We start from the raw sequence: 17284 nt of genomic DNA, 5'->3' as shown, positions 1-17284 counted from the left end.
AGGCCGCGGACCAGCAGCTCGGTCATCCCAAGCGGCAGCTGCGGCAAAACTGGTCCTACCAATCCTACTCCTGAGGGGAAGCCTCGGACTGTCCGGTGTCTTCCGCGGGTTCGCGCTCCTGGTAGAGGACACCGGACGGGTCGGGCAGCCGCCCCTCGCTGACCAGCGACAACACCGGAAGGTGCCGGGTGCGCACGGTCGGCAGCGCGAGCTGGCTCTCGTCGGTGAGCACCGCGCGCACCTTCGACTTTTTCGTGATCACCACGCCCTTGAGTGCGGACCACGGCACGTCGCGGTGCCCGAACATGGTGCGGATCGCCAGCCCCTTCGCGCTCGCCACCGTGCGGGTGCGGATGACGAACACCGCCAGCAGGATCGGCGCCAGGTAGAGGAACTCCAGACCCTGGATCTCGCCCAGTGCGATGGGTGTCACACAGACGGTCAGGAAGGCGATCGCCAGCAGGGCCGTGTTGGGGATCTTGAAGATCGCCTTACGGCCCTCGTCCGCCTGCTCTTGCTGCTTTTTTTCGGCCACCAGGAGATGGTGCACCGCGCGCCCCGCGCGCCCGAACGCGGGTCGCGGGCGCGCCCGGCGGTGTCCAGCATGCGGAATCACCGTCCCGCAGAGTTGACACTCTTGACACCGACGGATTAACGTCTTTCTTGTGACAACGCTGACCCGCCTCGTACTTCCCAAGCGCGCCGACGCTTAGGGAAGTCCCCGCTGCGTCGACGCGCGACCCTCGTGCGACCTTATGGTCGGCGGGGGTTTTTTGCTGTTATAGATAGGCACGGTGTTGCCATAAACCGGTAGATCGTTGCCGGGAAAGCAGTTGGAACACCTACTGAGCTTGAAGATGACCCGAATGAGTGACACCGAGACCTCCGAGGCAGAACTGATGACTAGTGCCACCTCGCGCGCTGAAGCGAACACCGGGCCGACCCCTTCCGGTACCCCTGGAGCACGTCCGAAGCCGGCCCCGCCGGCGGGGACCCCCGTAAGGGTCACGGGCGCGCAGTCGCTCGTCCGCTCGCTCGAGGCTGTCGGTGTGGAAATCGTCTTCGGCATTCCCGGCGGGACCATTCTTCCCGCGTACGACCCGCTGCTCGACTCCACGAAGGTCCGCCACATCCTGGTCCGCCACGAACAGGGCGCGGGTCACGCCGCGACCGGGTACGCCCAGGCGACCGGCAAGGTCGGCGTCTGCATGGCGACCTCGGGTCCCGGCGCGACGAACCTGGTCACCCCGCTCGCCGACGCGAACATGGACTCCGTCCCGGTCGTCGCGATCACCGGCCAGCAGAGCCGCGCGCTGATCGGCACGGACGCGTTCCAGGAAGCCGACATCTGCGGCATCACGATGCCGATCACGAAGCACAACTTCCTGGTCACCGACCCGATCGACATCCCGCGCACCATCGCGGAGGCCTTCCACCTCGCCTCGACCGGCCGCCCCGGCCCGGTGCTGGTGGACATCCCCAAGGACGTCCTGCAGGAGATGACCTCCTTCTCCTGGCCGACCGAGATGCGCCTGCCCGGCTACCGGCCGACGCTGCGTCCGCACGGCAAGCAGGTCCGCGAGGCCGCCAGGCTGATCGCCGGTTCCCGGCGTCCGGTGCTGTATGTCGGCGGCGGCGTGATCAAGGCGCAGGCGTCGAAGCAGCTGCTGGAACTGGCCGAGCTGACCAACATCCCGGTCGTCACCACGCTGATGGCACGCGGCGCGTTCCCCGACTCGCACCCGCAGCACCTGGGGATGCCGGGCATGCACGGCACGGTCGCGGCGGTCGCCGCGATGCAGGCCTCGGACCTGCTGATCACCCTGGGCGCGCGGTTCGACGACCGGGTCACCGGCCAGCTTTCGTCGTTCGCGCCGGAGGCCAAGATCGTCCACGCCGACATCGATCCGGCCGAGATCTCCAAGAACCGCAAGGCGGACGTCCCGATCGTCGGCGACTGCGCCGAGATCATCAGCGAGCTGATCGCCGCCGTGCGCAGCGAGACCGACCCGTCGAACAAGCCGGATCTCGCGGACTGGTGGACGTTGTGCCGCTCCTGGCGTGACGGCTACCCGGCCGGGTACGAGTGGCCGGAGGACGGTTCCCTGTCGCCGCAGTACGTCATCCAGCGCATCGGCGAGCTCGTCGGCCCGGACGCGATCTACACCGCGGGCGTCGGCCAGCACCAGATGTGGGCCGCGCAGTTCGTCAAGTACGAGAACCCGCGCACCTGGATCAACTCGGGTGGCCTTGGCACCATGGGCTTCGCGGTCCCGGCCGCGATGGGCGCCAAGTTCGGCATGCCGGAAAAGCAGGTCTGGGCGATCGACGGCGACGGCTGCTTCCAGATGACCAACCAGGAACTGGCCACCTGCGCCATCGAGGGCGCGCCGATCAAGGTCGCCGTGATCAACAACGGCAACCTGGGCATGGTCCGCCAGTGGCAGAACCTCTTCTACTCGGAGCGCTACTCGCAGACCGACCTCGGCACCCACAAGCACCGGATCCCCGACTTCACCCTGCTCGCGGAGGCGCTCGGCTGTGCCGGGCTGCGCTGCGAGAGCGCCGACGACGTCGACGCCACCATCGCCCGCGCGATGGAGATCAACGACCGTCCCGTCGTGATCGACTTCGTCGTGGGGAAGGATGCCCAGGTGTGGCCGATGGTGGCCGCCGGGACCGGGAACGACGAGATCATGTCGGTGCGCGGGATCCGGCCGCTGTTCGACGACGACGAGGTTTCCCAGGAAGCCATCGAGACCGTCGAAGCCACGCAGCAGGCCGCAGCAGCCGAGGGAGAAGGCCGATGAGTGTCCACACGCTGAGCGTTCTGGTGGAGAACAAGCCCGGTGTGCTCGCCAGGGTTTCCGGGCTGTTCTCCCGGCGCGGTTTCAACATCGAGTCCCTCGCCGTCGGACCCACGGAGAACCCGGAGGTGTCCAGGATGACGATTGTGGTCGCCGTTGAAGAGCTACCGCTCGAACAGGTGACCAAACAGCTCAACAAGCTGGTCAACGTCATCAAGATCGTGGAACTCGAGAAGTCCACGGCCGTGCAGCGTGAACTGCTGCTCGTGAAGGTCAGGGCGGACAACACGGTGCGCAGCCAGGTCCTGGAGACCGTGCAGCTGTTCCGCGCCAAGGTGGTCGACGTGTCCCCGGAGGCGGTCACCATCGAGGCGACCGGCACCGCGGACAAGATCGGCGCGCTGCTGCGGATGCTGGAGCCCTATGGCATCCGTGAGCTGGTGCAGTCCGGCATGGTCGCGGTCGGCCGCGGCGCCCGGTCGATCACCGCCACCTCACCCCGTTAGTCCTCTTTAGACATATTGCGTTTGCGCAGTCAGGAAAGGAAGTAACACCCCTCATGTCAGTGGAAATCTTCTACGACGACGATGCCGACCTGTCCATCATCCAGGGTCGCAAGGTCGCCGTCATCGGCTACGGCAGCCAGGGTCACGCGCACGCCCTGAGCCTGCGCGACTCCGGCGTCGACGTCCGCATCGGCCTGCCCGAGGGGTCCAAGTCGAAGGCGAAGGCCGAGGAGCAGGGCCTGCGTGTCCTCACCCCGGCGGAGGCTTCCAAGGAAGCCGACCTGATCATGATCCTGGCGCCCGACACGAAGCAGCGCTTCATCTACGAGGCGGACATCGAGCCGAACCTCAAGGACGGCGACGCGATCTTCTTCGGGCACGGCTTCAACATCCGGTACGACCTGATCAAGCCGCCGTCCAATGTGGACGTCGCCATGGTCGCGCCGAAGGGCCCCGGCCACCTCGTCCGCCGCCAGTTCGTCGATGGCAAGGGCGTGCCCTGCCTCATCGCGGTCGAGCAGGACGCGTCGGGCAACGCCCAGGCGCTCGCGCTGTCCTACGCCGCCGCCATCGGTGGCGCGCGGGCCGGTGTCATCAAGACCACGTTCACCGAGGAGACCGAGACCGACCTCTTCGGCGAGCAGGCCGTACTCTGCGGTGGCGCGTCGGCTCTGGTGCAGACCGGGTTCGAGGTGCTCACCGAGGCCGGTTACGCCCCGGAGATCGCGTACTTCGAGGTGCTGCACGAGCTGAAGCTCATCGTCGACCTGATGTACGAGGGCGGCATCGCGCGCCAGCGTTACTCCATCTCCGACACCGCCGAGTACGGCGACCTGACCCGCGGCCCGCGCGTCATCTCGCCCGCGGTCAAGGAAGAGATGAAGAAGATCCTCGGCGAGATCCAGGACGGCACGTTCGCGCGTGAATGGGTCGCCGAGGACGAGGCCGGACGGCCGAACTTCACCAAGCTCGAGGAGCAGGGCAACCAGCACCCGATCGAGAAGACCGGGCAGAAGCTCCGCGGCCTCATGTCGTGGGTGGACCGCCCGCTGACCGACACGGCGTAGTTTCCGGCTGTCCGTGAAGGGCGATAGTGTGGGCACTATGAGTGAACAGCCGGTCGACGACAAGGCGCACATCCGGCACGAGCTGGACCTGACGGACGCGCCGTGGATCCGTGCCGAGCCGGAGGGCGTGACCCTGGACGACTGCGTCGAGTACGCGTTCGTCCCGCACACCGACGGCGTCACCTACGTCGCGATGCGCCAGTCCGCCAAGCCCGACGGCGTCATCCTCGTCTTCACCCCTTCGGAGTGGGACGCGTTCGTGGCCGGGGTGCGCGACGGCGAGTTCGACCTCCCCGAGGACCTCGAAGAAAGCGGTTAGAGCCGCTCGGCCAGTTCGCCGAGCCTGCCGGTGGCCGCACCGATCGCGAAGACGTCGCCGTAGTCGCGAGACTCGACGATCAGCCCGTCGCGGATCCGCATGGCGAAGATGTTCGACGCCCGAAACGGGCGCCCGTCGGCGGTGGTGCCCTGGTAATCGAACTCGGCGAACAGCATTTCGGGGTCTTTTCCCTCGTGTAGCACGAGATCGCGGGCTTCGACCTTGAGTCCGGTGGTCGCCCCGGCGGCGAAATGCCCACGGAGGTCGTCCCGCGTCGTCAACGTGGGCGCACCCGGCACGAACGGGTGTGTCACGTGGGTTTCCTCCGCGTACAGCTCCGCCAGTTCGTCCCACTTCCCGTCCGAAACGCCGTAGACCAACCGCTCGAAGACGCCACGCGGGCTGCCCGGCGCCGCCATCGACACCGGGCGGGGTGGGATCGGCGGGAGCACGAGCGAGGCGTTGGCCGCTTCGGCCGCCTTCACCATCGCGGGCAGCGTGTCCTGGGCCGCCAGCAGCCGCAGGAAGTCGTGGTAGTCACGGGAAGTGACGATGAGCCCGTCGCGGATCCGCTGCACCACGATGTTCGCCGACTCGAAGGTCTTGCCGGTGACCAGCGACTCGCCGCTGTAGCGATACTCGGCGACGATCACTTCGGGATCGGCGGTCTCGTGCACGACCACGTGGTGCGGGCGCATGCGGACGCTGGCGGCGAGCGGCCCGGTGAAGTGCGCGTGCACGGTTTCGCGGCCCTCGACGCGGATCGGCACGGGCGGGTGTTGCGGTTGTTCGACGACGGTGTCTTCGGCGTACAGCGCGGAAAGCTCGTCCCAGTTTCCGCTGCTGAAGCCCTCGGACAGTCGTGCGAACACCTCGGTGGGGGTGGTCATCGGGTTCCTCTCGGAGATAAAGCGGAGTCTCTAGTCCGTATCCACGATACGGACTAGAGACTCCGCTTGTCGAGTTTCCCGTGCGATGAACGGACCGTTCATGGCGTTTGAGAGGGGAGGGGGGCTACTCGGCCGAGTCGCGCAGGAGTGCCTCGGCTTCGGCCTCGCCCCCGTGCGCCGCCCAGCTTTGCGGCGTGCCGCCGTGGGAGGTGTCGCGGATCGTCGGGTCGGCTCCGGCTTCGAGCAGGGTCCGGATCGCGTCCAGCTTGCCGCCCTGGGCGGCCAGGTGCAGGGCGGTGATCCCGTTGCCGTGGTCGGGTCCGCCGAAGGTGCCGCGCCGGTTGACGTCCGCGCCGAGTTCCAGCAGCGTGCGGATGGTGTGCGGCAGGTCGTTGGCCGCGGCCCAGGTCAGCGCCGTTCCGCGGTAGACGTCGGCGTCGATCGAGGCGCCGCGTGCGACGAGGGCGCGGATCGCTTCGGTTCGGCCGTTGCGCGCCGCCCACGCCAGGGCCTCGTCGCGGATCTCCGCCGGATCGTCGGCGGGCAGCCAGGCCGGGAAACCGCTGTGTGGCCGGTAATACGCGCGATGTGCGCCCGCTGCCGGGGCGAGCTCGCCGGTCGGGGAGAGCAGTTCGTCGAGCAGGTCCCGGTCGCCGAGTCCGGCGGCCACCCGGAGGTTGGCCGGCGCGTCCCCGTGCCCGGCCAGCAGCTCGGCGACCGTCCGGTTGCCCCAGAACAGGGCCACCACCAGCGGGGTTCCGCCGTCCCCCCGGGCGGACAGGCCGGTCGGGGCGCCCGCGTCGAGCAGCATTCCGGCCAGCAGGGGGAGGTTGTTGTACGCGGCCTGGTGCAGCGGGGTCCAGCCGTGCGCGTTGGCCGCGGCGGGGTCGGCGCCGCGGTCGAGCAGGACCCGGCTCAGCCGCTCGTCGCAGGTCGCCCCGGCCATGCCGAGCAGGTCGTTGCCGTTGGTTCCCTTGGCGTGCACCAGATCGGGGAACGCGTCGACGAGGGCGGCGAGCCCTTCGACGTCGCGGGCTTCGACGCGCTGGTAGGCGCGGGCGAAGGGTTCACCGCTCTCGTCCAGCGTGCCGACGTGCGCGCGCAGGGCTCGCCAATCCGCGAAGCCGTGCTCGCGGGCGACGGCGGCGCGGGCGCCCGTGCGGCTCAGCGGCAGGTCGCCGAAGAAGGCGAGTGCGTCGGGTGTGCCGTCCTCGGCGGAGGCGAGCAGGCCCAGCGCGCGGTCGGTGTAGTACTCGATGTCGGCGTGGTACGCGTGCTGGAGGCCGGGGCCATGCTGCTCGGCCCGGCGGACGTACGCCTGGAGCTTGGGCCAGCTGGGGAACCCGTACTGCCGGGCGAGGGCGAACTGGGCCTCGGACAGCTTGACCGGACCGGCCTTCGCGAGCTCTTTGGCGCGTTTGCGCAACTGCTCGAGGCTCGGCTTCGGGGGTAGCGCGGACATGGCACTTCCTTCCTGTGCGGCCCGTGGTCCGCTGGCACCGGGCAGGAAAGAAGGCGTTGACCAGGTGTTCGGTGACGCAGGGGGTGGGCTCGGCCCTGCCCGCGGACGGGACGCGGCCCCCGAGGCCACGTGCCGTCACCCTACCGGCTCCGCGAAATTCACGGGAATTCGAGACAGCTTGAATCTTCCCAACCGTGCAGGTTCAGAATAGGATGCACGTGCATTTGCACATTCGCATGGCAAGGCCCTTTGAGAGTGAATCCTGCGATTCGGATCAGTACCAGGGGAGGACTTCCGTGACGCTCACCAGAAACCAGAGTCCGACGTGACCGCCGAAGCGCCAGGACCGCCGCGTTACCGGGCGATCCTGGCGCTCGACATCGAAGGTTCCACGGCCAGGACCAATACGGCCAAGGCCCAGCTGCGGGCGGTCATGTACCGCCTGCTCGAGGAGGCGCTGAGCGCCGGTGGCATCACCGAATGCCTCCGTGATCCGCTGGTCGACCGCGGGGACGGGGTGCTGGCGCTGATCCGCCCCGCCGACGAGGCGCCGAAGACGGCGTTGCTCAATCCGGTGATCCCGGTGCTCAGCCGGTTGTTGTCCGTCCACAGTGCACAGTTCCCCGAGCTGGGTTTCCGCCTGCGTGCGGTGATCCACGCCGGTGAGATCCACTTCGACAGCAGGGGTTGTTTCGGCGAGGCGCTGGACGTCGCGTTCCGGCTGCTCGACGCGCCCGCCGTCAAGGAGAAGCTGGAACTCGTGGCCGGGCCGGTGGTGCTGGTGGTCTCCGACGAGATCTACCAGCGCGTGGTCAAGCACGGGTACGACGGGATCGACGGCACGCACTTCGAGTCGCTGGTGCGCGTCAGTGTCGGCGGCACCGCGCACAGCGGCTGGGTGCACGTGCCCGACGACGTGCCGCGGGCGGGCAGCGACGTCATTCCGTTCTTTCCCCGGCTGGCCAGGTCCTCACCCCACTAGCCCGGCCAGTGCGCGCCACTCGGCCAGCGGGACCTCCGTGCCCGCGGTCAGCACCTGGACGCAGACGTGGTCGGCGCCCGCGTCGAGCTGGGCCCGGACCCGGTCGGCGACAGATTGTTCGCCGCGGCTCGCGACCAGCGCGTCCACCAGTCGATCGTTGCCGCCGTCGGCGAGGTCGTCGTCGGCGAGGTCGTCGTCGGTGAACCCGAGCCGTCGCAGGTTCGCCCGATGGTGTGGCGCCAGCCGGACGTAGGTGCCGACGTGCTCCCTGGCGATCGTGCGGGCCAGCTCGGGATCGGGTTCGAGTACGACGGCCTGTTCGACGGCGAGATAGGCGTCCGGCCCGAGGATCTCCCTGGCTTGCCGGGTGTGCTCGACGGGCACGAAGTACGGGTGCGCGCCGTCTGCGCGCTCCGCCGCCAGCGCGAGCAGCCGCGGTCCGAGTGCGGCGATGACGCGCGGGGACCGTTGTGCGGGAACGGGAATCGTGAGCTCGGCGGCGTCGAGGCCGTCGAGGTACTCCCGCACTGTCTCCAGCGGCCGATTGCCGGGAAGGTGGCCGCCGAGCCCGAGCACGAACCGGCCGGGGTACGCCTCGGCGAGCGTGCGCTGGGCCGCCGCGGCGGCTGCCGGGCTGCGGCGGTCGAACCTCGCGATGCCGGTCGCCACCTTCAGCGTGCGGGTCGACGCCAGCAGCAGGCCCGCCTGCGTCATCGCCTCCCGGCCGCTGTACTCGCCGAACCACAGCGTGTCGAAACCGAGCTCCTCGATCTCCTGCGCCGCCTCGCGGACGACGCCGATTTCCTTGTCTTCAAAAGCGAAAGTCCAGATTCCCACGCTCATCGTGTGCTCTGCTCCCGTGTTCGCCCGATCAGGTCCATGCCTGGCTGTCCCTAACAGGAGGCTGTCTCCGATTAATATACGGAGGTAACCTCCGATTTGTCACGGCTAAAGTCCGGAACCGAGATGGACACATCGAAACCGATGCGCGCTGACGCCCGCCGCAACTACGAGCGCCTCCTCGTCGAGGCCAAGCGGGCTTTCGCCGCGCGCGGGGTCGAGGCGTCGCTGGAGGACATCGCCCGCCAGGCCGGAGTCGGCATCGGCACGCTCTACCGCCACTTCCCGACCAGGGAGGCACTGCTCGAGACGCTGCTTCGCGAGCGGTTCGACGCCCAGGCCGCCGCCGGGCGCGAGCAGTTGGCCCGGGCCGAGCCGCTCGTCGCGCTCAAGACCTGGCTGGCCGGGCTCAGCGCGTCTTCAGCCGATTACCGGGGGCTGTCCGAGTTCCTGGCGGCCGCGCTCGACGACGAAACATCGCCGCTGTACGCCTCCTGCCACGCGATGCAGGAAGTTGCGTCCCAGCTAGTGGAACACGCGAAGGCGGCGGGCGAGCTTCGCGGCGACGTCACCGCGCAAGAGGTGTTGTTGTTGCTGCACGCCGTTTCCTGGGCAGGGGAACACTCGCCCGGCGGCGGCGGGCTACCCCGGCTGCTCGATCTTGTTTTCGAGGGATTACGGGCGAGTTAACACGGGGGGCGGCGTCAGCGGCGCAGGTAGGACTAAACTCCCGCGCATCAGGGCACAACGGCGTGCGCCCGATGAGAGCGTCATGACAAGACACCAGCGTGACCAGATAGTGGGAGCCGTATCGTGAGCAACCCCAGTAAGCCCGTCGTCCTCATCGCGGAAAAGCTCGCCCCGTCCGTGCTGAGCGTGTTCGGCGACGAGGTCGATGTCCAGCATGTGGACGGTACTGACCGGCCTGCTCTGCTCGAGGCCGTCAAGTCCGCCGACGCGCTCCTCGTGCGCTCCGCCACCAAGGTCGACGCTGAGGTCTTCGCCGCGACCAACCGCCTGAAGGTCGTCGCCCGTGCGGGCGTCGGCCTCGACAACGTCGAGGTCCCCGCCGCCACCGCGCGCGGCGTGCTGGTCGTCAACGCCCCGACGTCGAACATCGTCTCGGCCGCCGAGCACGCCGTCGCGCTGCTGCTCTCGGTCGCCCGCCGCGTCCCGGCCGCGAGCGCGAGCCTGCGGGCGGGCGAGTGGAAGCGCAGCTCGTTCTCGGGCATCGAACTGCAGGGCAAGACCGTCGGCGTCGTCGGCCTTGGCAAGATCGGTCAGCTGTTCGCGCAGCGCCTCGCCGCTTTCGACACCAAGCTCATCGCGTACGACCCCTACGTCTCGGCCGCGCGCGCCGCGCAGCTCGGCATCGAGCTCGTCCCGCTGAACGAGCTGCTCGAGCGCGCCGACGCGATCTCCATCCACCTGCCGAAGACGCCCGAGACCAAGGGCCTCATCGACGCCGAGGCGCTGAAGAAGACCAAGCCCGGCGTGATCATCGTCAACGCCGCGCGCGGTGGGCTGATCGTCGAGGAGGACCTCGCCGACGCCATCCGTTCGGGGCACGTCGGCGGTGCGGGCATCGACGTCTTCGTCACCGAGCCGACCACGTCCAGCCCGCTGTTCGACCTGCCGAACGTCGTCGTCACGCCGCACCTTGGCGCGTCGACCGCCGAGGCGCAGGACCGCGCGGGCACCGACGTCGCGCGTTCCGTGCTGCTGGCGCTGCGCGGGGACTTCGTGCCCGACGCGGTGAACGTCGCCGGTGGCGGCACGGTCGGCGAGCACGTCCGGCCGTACCTTTCGCTCACGCAGAAGCTCGGCACGGTCATCGCGGCGCTCAGCCCGAAGGCCCCGCAGTCCGTCACCGTCGTGGTGAAGGGCGAGCTGTCCGGTGAGGACGTCAGCATCCTGCCGCTCGCCGCGCTGCGCGGGGTGTTCTCCGGTGTCGTCGAGGACCAGGTCACCTTCGTGAACGCGCCGCGGCTGGCCGAGGAGCTCGGCGTGCACGTCGACGTCGTCGCCGAGACCGAGAGCCCGAAGTTCCGCAGCCTGGTCACAGTGCGCGCGGTGCACGCCGACGGCTCGACGATCTCGGTGTCGGGTTCGGTGACCGGCAAGGAAGAGGTCGAGAAGCTCGTCGAGGTCAACGGCCGCCACTTCGACCTCCGCGCGGAGGGCGACATCCTGCTCGTCGAGTACCCCGACCGGCCCGGCATCATGGGCCGCGTCGGCACCCTGCTCGGCGAGGCGGGCATCAACATCGAGGCCGCCCAGATCAGCCAGACCACCGACCGCACGGACGCCCTGATGCTCCTGCGCATCGACCGCCCCGTCGACTCCCACCTCCTGGAGCCGATCGGCGCCGCAGTCGGCGCCCACAAGATCCGCGCAGTCCACTTCCTATAACCCCGCACCAAAGGTCCCTGAAGGCCACCATCACGGCGTTAAACGCCGTGATGGTGGCCTTCAGAGGCATCCAACCCCAGCCACGGGTAGTGGACTCAGCCACAAGGTCTCCCCGAGTTCTGCGAGGGGAGACTTCACCGCGGCGCGCCCTCTTTCGCGGCCGCCAGGCCGCACGGACTCGCGACGGTGCACCGGCGCCCCTTCAAGAACACGCGACTTACGCACGAAGTCGGCGACGGTGTGGCGGCGCGAGTCTGTGAGCGCGCTCGCCAACACAATTAGGTAACCTTGGTACTTTTGCCCACTTAAGTAGGGGTTTGGGGCCGTTAGGTTTTCCCGGCGAGGCTGAACCATGCGCCGTCGAGGGCACGGTGCTGCGCCAGGGCTCACCGTCGGGGGTGTGTTCGAGCGGCCGGCAGGTTCTCACCATGCCTCGAGTTAGGGCACTGACTCATGAGTAGATCCCGCTTACCCCGGTGGGTGGCGAGGTCGTCCGCAGCCGTGTTCGTCGCGCTGCTGACCACCACCGTCGTCGGAAGCCCCGCCACCGCGCAGGACGTCCCGCTGGCCGACGGCGTAGGAAACGCCAAGATCGACCGCGCGAGCCTGGAGGGCAAGCTTTCGCCGCGACTCAACGCCGCCGAAGGCAAGATCACCGCCTTCGTCGAGCTGGCCAAGAAGCCCGCTGTCGACGCCTTCAACGCGGAGCAGAGCAAGGGCGCTGGCAAGGAGAAGGCCAAGCAGGCCGCGAAGGTGGCCAAGGCTGAAACCGTGGCCGCGGTCAACTCCGTCGTCGGGCAGCTCAAGGCCGCCGACGCCGGTACGACGCTGGTCACCCAGACCGCCAACGCCGTTCCCGGCGCCGTGGTCACCGCCGACGCCGCGGACATCCGCGAGCTGGCGAAGCGCCCCGACGTCGTTTCCGTGCGCACCGTCGTGCCGAAGACCCGCACGAACTCCAGCACGGACCAGCTGACCAACACCCTCACCGCCTGGCAGCAGACCGGCCGCTTCGGCGACGGCATCCGCGTCGGCGTGATCGACGACGGCATCGACTACACGCACGCCGACTTCGGCGGCCCCGGCACGCCCGCGGCGTACAAGTCCGTCGACTCCAGCAAGCCCAGCCCGCTGTTCCCGAACGCCAAGGTCGTCGGCGGCACGGACCTGGTCGGCGACGCCTACGACTCGGCGGGCAAGACCGGTTCGCCCACCCCGGTGCCCGACGCCAACCCGCTCGCCTGCGGTGAGCACGGCACGCACGTCGCGGGCACGATCGCCGGTTACGGCGTCAACGCCGACGGCACCACCTTCAAGGGTGACTACGCGAAGCTGAACAAGAAGAAGATCGAGGCGCTGAAGGTCGGCCCCGGCACCGCGCCCCAGGCGTCGCTGTACGCCATCAAGGTGTTCGGCTGCAAGGGTTCCACCAACGTCACCTCGCAGGCGCTCGACTGGTCGCTCGACCCGGACGGCGACGGCGACTTCACCGACCACCTCGACCTGGTCAACCTCTCGCTGGGCAGTGACTACGGCGCCCCGGACGACCCCGACTCGCTGTTCGTGCGCAAGCTCGCCGCGAACAACGTGCTCCCGGTCTTCTCCGCGGGCAACGGCGGCGACCTCTACGACGTCGGCGGCTCGCCGGGCAACACCCCCGAGGCGCTGACCGTGGCCAGCAGCCGCGACGCCTCGATCCTGCGCGACGCGGCCGACGTCACCGCCCCGGCGAACCTCGTCGGCAAGCGCGGCGGGCAGTACAGCCAGGACTACGCCGGTTTCGACACCCTCGACCTGACCGCGCCGGTCGTCGCGTTGTCCGCGGCGAACAGCGCGGGCTGTGCGGCGTACTCCGCCGAGGACAAGGCCAAGGTCGCGGGCAAGCTCGTCTGGCTGGAGTGGGACGACAACGACTCCACCCGCGCGTGTGGTTCCGCCGCACGGGCGAACAACGCCCAGGCGGCCGGCGCGAAGGGCGCGCTGCTGTCCTCGACGCTGGAGAACTTCGCCGCCGGCATCGCGGGCAACGCCGGTGTCCCGATGTTCCAGTTCACCGGGTCCGCGACCGCCCCGCTGCGCTCCGCGCTGACCGCGGGCACCTTGGCAGTCCACCTGACCGGCAAGGGCCGGGCCAGCCTGCAGACCTTCGATCAGTCCATTGTGGACAGCCCGAGCTCGTTCACCTCGCGTGGCAGCCGCGGCCCGGCGGTCAAGCCGGACGTCTCCGCTCCCGGTGACACGATCGCCTCGGCGTTCCGCGGCAGCGGCAGCGACCCGACGGTGCTGTCCGGCACCTCGATGGCGGCGCCGCACACCTCCGGCATCACCGCGCTGATCCGCCAGGCCCACCCCGACTGGTCGGTCGAGGAGGTCAAGGCGGCGGTCATCAACACCGCCGGGCACGACATCAAGGACGCGGCGGGCCACACCTACGCCCCGCAGCGCGTCGGCAGCGGCCGGATCGACGCCAAGGCGGCGCTCGACAACCAGGTCCTGGCGTACGTCCAGGACGACCCTGGCACGGTCACGGTCAACTTCGGCACCGTCGAAGCGGGCGGCCCGGTGACCCTGACCAAGACGGTCAAGGTCGTCAACAAGGGCGTCAAGGCGGCCGAGTACACCGCCGCGTACGAGGGCATCGACCAGCTTCCCGGTGTGGAGTACACACTGGACAAGTCTTCGGTGAAGCTCAGCCCGCGGGGTGTCACGACGGTCAAGGTGACGCTGAAGATCACCGACCCGAAGGCGCTGCGCAAGGTCATCGACCCGACCATGCAGACCGTTCAGGCAGGGCTGGCGCGTCAGTTCCTCGCCGACGCCTCCGGCCGGATCGTGTTCACCCCGAAGAGTGGCGCGACTGTTCCGCTGCGCCTCTCGGTGTACTCCGCGCCGAAGCCGGTTTCGTCGATCGCCACCTCCTCCTCGGTGAAGTTCGCCGCGGGGCAGGACCAGGCCGTGGTCAACCTGACCGGCAAGGGTGTCGACCAGGGCACCGGCAGCCAGCGGTACCGCTCGCTGATCAGCGTGCTCGAGCTGCAGGCCGAATCGCCCCAGCTGCCCGAGTGCGACGGCGCCACCACCGCCGACTGCACGATCAACCGCACGGCACAGGGCGGTGACCTGCGCTACGTCGGCGCCGCGTCCACCGCGCCGCTGGCCAGGGCGCAGGACGACCCCGCGAGCGCCACGCTCGCGTTCGGCCTGACCAGCTGGAGCGACTGGGCGAACCTGGGCAGCAACACCGTGCCGTTCGTGGACATCGACACCACGGGCGACGGGGTGCCGGACTTCGAGACCTACGTGACCAAGGCGACGTCGACCGACGTGCTGCTGGCCACCACGGTCGCGCTGAAGCCGGGCTTCCCGAAGGTGGACGTCCAGGCGGTCAACGGCCAGCTGGGCGACGTCGACACGAACGTGTTTGACACGAACGTGGTAGTCCTGCCGGTGAGCATCGCCGCGCTCGGTATCGACCCGAGCGCGACCTCGCACCGGATCAGCTACACGGTCGGCGTCAGCGGCTACTACGTCGCGCCCGGCAGCAGCTCCGGCTTGATCGACCAGGTCGGCACGCCGCTGTCGTTCGACGCGCTGAACCCGGCCTACACCGTCCAGGGTGGTGGCGACGCCGCGATCGGTTACGTGGCCAAGCCGGGCACCGCGCTCGTGGTGAACCGCAACGCGGCCGCCGCGGCACCTGGTCAGACTGGGTCCGATAATGACACCGTGCTGGGCCTGCTCGCGATCGAGCACCACAACGCCTCTGGCAACCGGGCGGGCGTGGTCAAGGTCGAGGCGGCTGGGGCTGGCAAAGCCGCCGCTGGCCCGGACGGGCGGCCCGGTCGTCAAGGTGGGCGTCAGCCGATCGGGGGATAGTCGCTGAGCGGGTTTTTTCGCGATCAGTGAGGTGAAAGGGCCTTTCCGCACGGTCGACGTGCGGAAAGGCCCTTTTCTGTTCACCCTCGCGACTGTCTCGAAATGCGAGAAGGTGCGGCATAAGGGTGGTGCGTCGCGGCAGGCGGGTCTACGGCCGGTAACCTTCCGCTGCTGGCGTTTTCTTGCGGATGGGCGATCAGGGACACCAGATCGCCCTCTCGACGGAGGTGTGTTGGATGCGGCTCGCTGTGATCCCAGGTGACGGGATCGGGCCCGAAGTGGTCGCCGAGGCGCTCAAGGTGCTCGGTGAAGTGGCGCCCGGCGCGGAGGTCACGAACTACGATCTCGGCGCGGCCAGGTGGCATTCGACCGGCGAGCTGCTCCCGGAGTCGGTGCTCGGTGAACTCCGCCAGCACGACGCGATCCTGCTCGGCGCGGTCGGTGACCCGTCGGTGCCCAGCGGCATTCTCGAGCGCGGGTTGCTGCTGCGGCTGCGGTTCGAGATGGACCACCACGTCAACCTGCGCCCCGCCCGCCTGTACCCCGGCGTGCGCGGCCCGCTGTCCGACCCCGGCGAGATCGACATGGTCGTCGTCCGCGAAGGCACCGAAGGCCCGTACGCGGGCACCGGCGGCCTGCTGCGCAAGGACACCGAGCACGAGATCGCGACCGAGGTCAGCGTCAACACCGCCTTCGGCATCCGCCGGGTCGTGGCCGACGCGTTCAACCGCGCCGAGGCCCGGCCTCGCCGGCACCTCACGCTGGTGCACAAGACCAACGTCCTCGAGTACGCCGGCGGCCTGTGGTCCCGCATCGTGGAGGAGGTCTCGCTCGAGCACCCCGACGTCACGGTCGCGTACTCGCACGTGGACGCCGCGACGATCCACCTGGTCACCGACCCGTCCCGGTTCGACGTGATCGTCACCGACAACCTGTTCGGCGACATCCTCACCGACCTGGCGGCCGCGGTCACCGGTGGCATCGGGCTCGCCGCGAGCGGCAACCTCGACATCACCCGCCGCAACCCGAGCATGTTCGAGCCGGTGCACGGCAGCGCCCCGGACATCGCGGGCCAGGGTCTCGCCGACCCGACCGCCGCGGTGCTCTCCGCCGCGCTGCTGCTCGACCACCTCGGCCAGAAGGAGTCCGCGCGGCGGATCGAGGCCTCGGTGGCCTTCGACCTCGCCACGCGCGACCAGGCGTCCCCTGGCGCCACGCACGCGATCGGCGACCGGCTCGCCGCGCTCGTGTCTTCCAACGTCCGCACCGGCTGAGCTGGTCGTCCACCCAACTGAATGAACGTCTCGCAGTGAGCTCGCCCGGACCCTTGACCGCTGAGGTGTCCGGGCGAGTTCGTCCCCGAGGCATCGGCACGGTGACCCCTGGGCCCGGCCCCGCTGGGACCTGCGTCCCGGTTTTCTCCCGAGCGCGGTCCCTGGTGGCCGGGACGCACCCCCGGCGATGGTGGTTCGCGGGGGCGTGCGGCCTCCACGGAACCAAGGGGAGAGTCCTTGAAGATGCGCAAGGGGCTGGTGGGGCTGGTGCTGGTGCTCGCCGCCACCGTGACGGTGACGGGCAGCGGCCTGGCCGCGACGAGCGGCACGCCGGTGCCGATCCCGCCGCTGTCGGGTTCAGGTCAGTCGGGGCCGACGCCGTCTCCCGCGGGCGCGGCGATGAGCCCGGCTTCGCTGACCAACGCCGTCCACTGGGGATGGTTCACTTTGGACACTCCGTACTGGAACGCGCTGAACTACATCGACCCTCGGCTGTCGCAGGACCCGGCTTTCGGGTCGTACCAGGTGTACGACCACGCGAGTGACGGCAACTACACGATCCAGGCCGCCCAGAACCAGCTGAACGTGTGGCTGACGGTGGCCTGCGTGCCGACCGGCAACCTGCACCTGAACTAGTTCCCCCTCGATGAGATGGCCTCTGAAGGCCACCATGACGGCGTTAAACGCCGTCATGGTGGCCTTCAGAGGCAGTCAGCCCGGCCGTCGGGGCTTCGCGGGGCGTCCTGCGATGTGGGACGGCGGGACCGGTGGGTGGACGCGCGGGCCGGGCGTGTGGCATAGTGCCCGCATGGCTTCCTTCTCCATTATTCTCGAGCGCGCTGGTTAGAG

Annotated in this window: 14 protein-coding genes; 10 read left to right on the top strand and 4 right to left on the bottom strand. The window is 69.1% G+C overall.

The window, feature by feature from the left end; translation table 11 throughout:
* Positions 1-64 precede the first annotated feature (64 nt).
* A complete protein-coding gene (locus tag QMK34_RS00695; protein ID WP_326410098.1) occupies positions 65-535 on the bottom strand; it encodes a PH domain-containing protein in 471 nt (156 codons plus the stop codon).
* Between the two features lie 364 nt (positions 536-899).
* On the opposite strand from QMK34_RS00695, the gene QMK34_RS00690 reads away from it, so the two are divergent.
* From QMK34_RS00690 to QMK34_RS00675, 4 genes are read left to right on the top strand one after another with little or no spacing between them, the layout of a single operon-like run.
* Positions 900-2810: an acetolactate synthase large subunit gene (locus QMK34_RS00690; protein WP_326410243.1), complete on the top strand. Its 1911-nt coding sequence runs from the start codon at positions 900-902 to the stop codon at positions 2808-2810.
* On the top strand, positions 2807-3313 hold the full coding sequence (gene ilvN / locus QMK34_RS00685; protein WP_326410096.1) for an acetolactate synthase small subunit: 507 nt from the start codon (positions 2807-2809) through the stop codon (positions 3311-3313). Before QMK34_RS00690 ends, ilvN begins: the two co-directional genes overlap by 4 nt.
* A gap of 53 nt (positions 3314-3366) precedes the next feature.
* Positions 3367-4380, top strand: a complete 1014-nt coding sequence (ilvC, locus tag QMK34_RS00680; RefSeq protein ID WP_326410094.1) for a ketol-acid reductoisomerase — start codon at positions 3367-3369, stop codon at positions 4378-4380.
* Between the two features lie 37 nt (positions 4381-4417).
* A complete protein-coding gene (locus tag QMK34_RS00675) occupies positions 4418-4699 on the top strand; it encodes a DUF397 domain-containing protein (protein WP_326410092.1) in 282 nt (93 codons plus the stop codon).
* On the opposite strand, the gene QMK34_RS00670 is transcribed toward QMK34_RS00675, so the two are convergent.
* Positions 4696-5589, bottom strand: coding sequence for a nuclear transport factor 2 family protein (locus QMK34_RS00670; protein ID WP_326410089.1), 894 nt, complete (start codon positions 5587-5589; stop codon positions 4696-4698). The genes QMK34_RS00675 and QMK34_RS00670 overlap by 4 nt on opposite strands.
* Before the next feature lie 124 nt (positions 5590-5713).
* A complete protein-coding gene (locus tag QMK34_RS00665) occupies positions 5714-7051 on the bottom strand; it encodes an ankyrin repeat domain-containing protein (RefSeq protein ID WP_326410087.1) in 1338 nt (445 codons plus the stop codon).
* A gap of 325 nt (positions 7052-7376) precedes the next feature.
* Here QMK34_RS00665 and QMK34_RS00660 point away from each other — a divergent pair, with 325 nt between their 5' ends.
* Entirely contained in the window at positions 7377-8033 is a 657-nt protein-coding gene (locus QMK34_RS00660) for a hypothetical protein (protein WP_326410085.1), read from the top strand.
* On the opposite strand, the gene QMK34_RS00655 is transcribed toward QMK34_RS00660, so the two are convergent.
* Positions 8022-8876: a TIGR03620 family F420-dependent LLM class oxidoreductase gene (locus tag QMK34_RS00655; protein ID WP_326410083.1), complete on the bottom strand. Its 855-nt coding sequence runs from the start codon at positions 8874-8876 to the stop codon at positions 8022-8024. The genes QMK34_RS00660 and QMK34_RS00655 overlap by 12 nt on opposite strands.
* 123 nt (positions 8877-8999) lie before the next feature.
* Between QMK34_RS00655 and QMK34_RS00650 the strand changes: the two genes are divergently transcribed.
* From QMK34_RS00650 to QMK34_RS00630, 5 genes are all read left to right on the top strand, one after another.
* The gene (locus QMK34_RS00650) at positions 9000-9563 is read left to right on the top strand and encodes a TetR/AcrR family transcriptional regulator (protein ID WP_326410081.1); all 564 of its coding nucleotides are present in this window, start codon (positions 9000-9002) and stop codon (positions 9561-9563) included.
* Positions 9564-9686: 123 nt separating this feature from the next.
* Positions 9687-11285 (top strand): phosphoglycerate dehydrogenase, encoded by a 1599-nt coding sequence (gene serA / locus QMK34_RS00645; RefSeq protein WP_326410078.1) that lies wholly within the window; start codon positions 9687-9689, stop codon positions 11283-11285.
* A 453-nt stretch (positions 11286-11738) separates the two neighbouring features.
* Positions 11739-15161, top strand: a complete 3423-nt coding sequence (locus QMK34_RS00640) for a S8 family peptidase (RefSeq protein ID WP_326410075.1) — start codon at positions 11739-11741, stop codon at positions 15159-15161.
* Between the two features lie 236 nt (positions 15162-15397).
* Complete coding sequence (locus QMK34_RS00635; RefSeq protein WP_326410073.1) at positions 15398-16435, top strand: 3-isopropylmalate dehydrogenase; 1038 nt, start codon at positions 15398-15400, stop codon at positions 16433-16435.
* Positions 16436-16672: 237 nt separating this feature from the next.
* Entirely contained in the window at positions 16673-17071 is a 399-nt protein-coding gene (locus QMK34_RS00630) for a hypothetical protein (RefSeq protein WP_326410071.1), read from the top strand.
* The last annotated feature ends 213 nt before the right edge of the window (positions 17072-17284 follow it).

Source organism: Amycolatopsis sp. H20-H5, from assembly GCF_035828755.1.
Lineage (GTDB): Bacteria > Actinomycetota > Actinomycetes > Mycobacteriales > Pseudonocardiaceae > Amycolatopsis.
The sequence above is the reverse complement of the archived record's forward strand: the minus strand, read 5'-3'. Positions and strand labels throughout refer to the sequence as shown.